This is a genomic window from Bradyrhizobium sp. Leo170 (assembly GCF_004296405.1).
Taxonomy (GTDB): Bacteria; Pseudomonadota; Alphaproteobacteria; order Rhizobiales; family Xanthobacteraceae; genus Bradyrhizobium.
Map to the genome: position 1 here is coordinate 1 of NZ_PSRR01000637.1, position 2,128 is coordinate 2,128.

Consider the following 2,128-nt stretch of genomic DNA (forward strand, 5'->3'; position numbering starts at 1 on the left):
CGGCTTTTTCAGCAGACTGCTAAGTCAGGCCACGCTATAAAGTCAGCCTCAGCCTCGTTCTCTTATACGCGGATGCCTGCGGGGCGACCATCAACGGGACCCCAGCGAACTCTCTGTGAGACGATCATGCTGTTTGCCATGACCGAGAGCCTACAACATCCGTGTGATTTCAGGGTGAATTGTATACATCCGGGCCGCGCTAGGTTCGCATGCCCGATGGAAATGATATCTGTACTTTGCGCCATCGTCGAAACCAAGCCGATTGGCACGCCAATTGCTGGAATATGCTGAGGAAGAACACCAAGATAGCCGAGAGGATTCTATGTCAAACCCTAATTGGTTCTCTTGGTTGAGTTTTCCATTTTTCGCGCCACTCAGCGGGTCGGTGGTGCAGGACATCGCACCGAATTTTCACCGGCAAGTCGATAATGACGTAAGTGCTGAGATTGGCTTAGCTGAACAGCTGGTCATTCTTTGCAATGCCGTTAAAGAGCTTAGGGCGATGCTCGTAGGCATCGAGGAGACACCAGGCGCGAAGCTCAAGATCGCATCCGAGGATGTAACAACAGCAATGGGGCAGCTCGCAGGGATGGAAGCGAAAGTAAACGAGATCAAACAGCGTCATAGCAAGGCCGCCGATCTGGAAGCTGAGCGCGCGCTAGATCGCCTGAAGGAGGTTAATCCGGAGGGATATGAGACGTTCATTCGTAAGCGCGAGAACCGCGCGAGCGCTGGTTAGAGCGCGAGCTCAACCAGCGACTGATGCCGCAACTCTTCTCCCACGCACCTGCCTTTAGATTCGAGGTACGCTGTCAGCATGGTAAAACGGATTGGCTCGTGCAGCTTGTCGATGATCGGGGCGATCGGTTTTGCGATGTGTGGTTTGGCGTCAATCCCGACGACGGCTGGGCCTTTGATGGATTGGTGCACTTCGGAGACCCCGATGCCGATCCGCACGTCTGGCAGAGCTACCAACGCTACTCGGATGGCACCTATCGGCGGCTGCCTTCATTCGCATCCAGCCTCGATCAGTTCAGGCGAGCGACTAAGGGATCATGACAATCGGCCCCGTGCTATACTTCCAGGATGGCTAAGAAGGAGTCCGATTTCGACAAGCTTGCTCGACTTATCAAAGAAGAAGGTGAGGATATTCGAACAGAGATTCGTAACGAGATCGGTCGACTGGAGAAGAAAGTCGACGCTGGCTTCACCCGCATTGATCGCGAGCTTAGTGAAATCCACTCGGAATTGAGAACGCTTCGTCACGACCTCGATGATCTTCGACGAGAAGTCGAGAATATTTCCGGCTACCGCAAGGGGATAGACCACGCACTCGAGAGAATCGCAGCGATAGAAAAACATCTCGGAATTGGCAAGAAGGTGGTTGTGACATTGGCAAGCGATCTTTGAAGCGCTCGCCCGCGGCGGCAAGGACGGCGTGACTTTGTCCATCGACTCCACCTCGATCAAGGCGCATCGCTCGGCGAGCGGCGGAAAGGGGGGAGCATGAACAGGCGATTGGCCGCTCGCGCGGCGGGCGGACCACGAAAATCCACGCGCTGAGCGACCCTGATTGCAAACCTTGCGCATTTCATCTCACTCCGGGCCAAGATGCAGATATTGCCGCAGCGCCGGCCCTTTTGGACCTCGCGCCGCCAATGTCTGCCCTCATTGGGGACAAAGGCTACGACGGCGACGGCTTTCGCGCCGAAATCGTCAATCGTGGTGCGAAGCCCGTCATTCCAAACAAATCCAACAGGGTGACCCTCCACAACTTCAGCATGCGCGCCTATAAAGGGCGCAACGTCATCGAGCGTTGCTTCTGCCGGCTCAAGGATTTCCGGCGTGTCGCAACTCGTTACGACAAACTCGCCAGAAACTTCTTGGCTGCCGTCCACATCGCCGCAGTCATCGCCTATTGGATCAATTGAGTCTGAACCCTAACATTACAGTTGGTGCGCCGGGAGACCGGCAAGGAGTAGGTGGTGGAAGTCCACGACGATGAAGGAGTAGCGACCCACATCGGCCCCGAGCCGTGCGCAGGCATCCGCGAGGATGTCGGCGAAGCGTCGGCAGGGGAGCGCACAGGCCAGCCATTAAGCCGCGAAAGAGTGTTTTCCCGAGAGCC

General features: G+C 56.0%; 3 protein-coding genes and 1 pseudogene. All 4 read left to right on the plus strand.

Annotation, left to right across the window (positions count from 1 at the left end; all coding sequences use genetic code 11):
- Window positions 1-262: 262 nt before the first annotated feature.
- Window positions 263-739: a hypothetical protein gene (locus CWO89_RS43425; RefSeq protein ID WP_130231852.1), complete on the plus strand. Its 477-nt coding sequence runs from the start codon at window positions 263-265 to the stop codon at window positions 737-739.
- Window positions 740-837: 98 nt separating this feature from the next.
- Window positions 838-1,059, plus strand: a complete 222-nt coding sequence (locus CWO89_RS43430; protein WP_028168747.1) for a hypothetical protein — start codon at window positions 838-840, stop codon at window positions 1,057-1,059.
- A 27-nt stretch (window positions 1,060-1,086) separates the two neighbouring features.
- Window positions 1,087-1,410 carry a hypothetical protein gene (locus CWO89_RS43435; RefSeq protein WP_080664126.1) on the plus strand — a complete coding sequence of 108 codons (324 nt, stop codon included), beginning with the start codon at window positions 1,087-1,089 and terminating at the stop codon, window positions 1,408-1,410.
- A pseudogene (locus tag CWO89_RS43440) lies at window positions 1,394-1,931 on the plus strand (IS5 family transposase); the annotation flags it as partial. The gene CWO89_RS43435 and the pseudogene CWO89_RS43440, both read left to right, overlap by 17 nt.
- Window positions 1,932-2,128 lie beyond the last annotated feature (197 nt).